Below are 680 nucleotides of genomic sequence, written 5' to 3' on the forward strand. Positions count from 1 at the left end.
AGATGACAGCGGATTTTCCACGTGATCGCCGCCCCTCAGATCTCGATCAAGATTTGAGTTCCGGGTATGATCCAGAAAAAGAGTCAGAAAAGAGTGTAGATCGCGATACGGAAGATCAAAGGCGTCCATTCGAGCGAGACAGGGACCGAATCCTGTACAGTCGAGAATTCCGTCGGCTCAAGGATGTCACGCAGGTCGCTCGCGCAGGCGAGTCATATCTGTATCACGACCGATTGACTCACTCACTGAAGGTCGCACAGGTTGGGCGTAGGCTCGCTGAACTGCTTGAGAAATTCTATGACGCCGAGTTCGAGAATCTCGATAATTATCTCGACCCTGAAGTTGTCGAGACAGCGTCTCTGGCTCATGACATCGGTCACCCACCGTTCGGTCACGAGATTGAAGAGCTTCTTGACGACAAGGTGCGCGAAAAGTCGGGAGAGGATGGAGTAGAGGAAAACTTTGAAGACACGGAAGGTGACGGAAGAAATGGTGAAGAGGGGGAGACCAACAGAGACCACGATAGTGAGGAACAAGACGAATCAAAGATTCAGGGGTTCGAGGGGAATGCACAGTCGTTCCGTGCCGTGACTCGCTTGGGATCCCATCGCTCAGGTATCGAAGGTATTGACCTGACTAGGGCGACTCTCAACGCCATACAAAAGTATCCTTGGTCAAGA

Annotated in this window: 1 protein-coding gene; it reads left to right on the forward strand. The window is 51.8% G+C overall.

Going from position 1 to position 680, the window contains the following annotated elements; genetic code table 11:
* On the forward strand, nt 1-680 hold a 680-nt coding region (gene dgt, locus EXE45_RS16750), incomplete at both ends, for a dGTP triphosphohydrolase (RefSeq protein WP_199233671.1).

The sequence above is a fragment of the Halorubrum sp. SP9 genome (assembly GCF_005435015.1).
Taxonomy (GTDB): Archaea; Halobacteriota; Halobacteria; order Halobacteriales; family Haloferacaceae; genus Halorubrum; species Halorubrum sodomense.